Below are 429 nucleotides of genomic sequence, written 5' to 3' on the forward strand. Positions count from 1 at the left end.
ACGCACGACGACGAGCGCGCGATCCACGCGTGGCTCGACGAAACTCTGCGGGAGCCGTGCGCCCCACAGCCCCAATGACGTCAACGCAGCTCCTCAGTCCAACGGACGCGGCGATCACCACACCAGGACGATCGGCATCCGTCGAGCCTCCACGTCGTTGTCCGGTGGCCGATCGGCTATCGAAACGCTCGGCACTTTTTCACATCTTGGAACGTCTGTAGCCCAACCAGGCGCTCGCCATGATGACGATGGCGCTGATGAGGGTGATCCATCCGAACGGCCTCGATGATTCGTGCGCGAACAAGGCGGCTGTGGTTCCAAGGAACACCACGCCGAGCAGCGCGAACATGAGCCACAGGGCGTTCGAACGGTTCATGGGGTCACCGTACCTCCGACCGTGCCAGTAACGGATCGGCTATCGGGACGGGG

The 429-nt window shown here is 63.2% G+C and carries 1 protein-coding gene; it reads right to left on the bottom strand.

Features of this window, described 5'->3' with window-relative positions:
* Positions 1–199 precede the first annotated feature (199 nt).
* Positions 200–376, bottom strand: a complete 177-nt coding sequence (locus tag BIU96_RS19670; RefSeq protein WP_175477436.1) for a hypothetical protein — start codon at positions 374–376, stop codon at positions 200–202.
* Positions 377–429 lie beyond the last annotated feature (53 nt).

The organism is Curtobacterium sp. MCBA15_008 (assembly GCF_001865065.1).
Lineage (GTDB): Bacteria > Actinomycetota > Actinomycetes > Actinomycetales > Microbacteriaceae > Curtobacterium.

Excerpts from the sequence above, each read along its gene's own strand:
- BIU96_RS19670 (WP_175477436.1), bottom strand. The coding sequence starts at position 376 with ATGAACCGTTCGAACGCCCTGTGGCTCATGTTCGCGCTGCTCGGCGTG.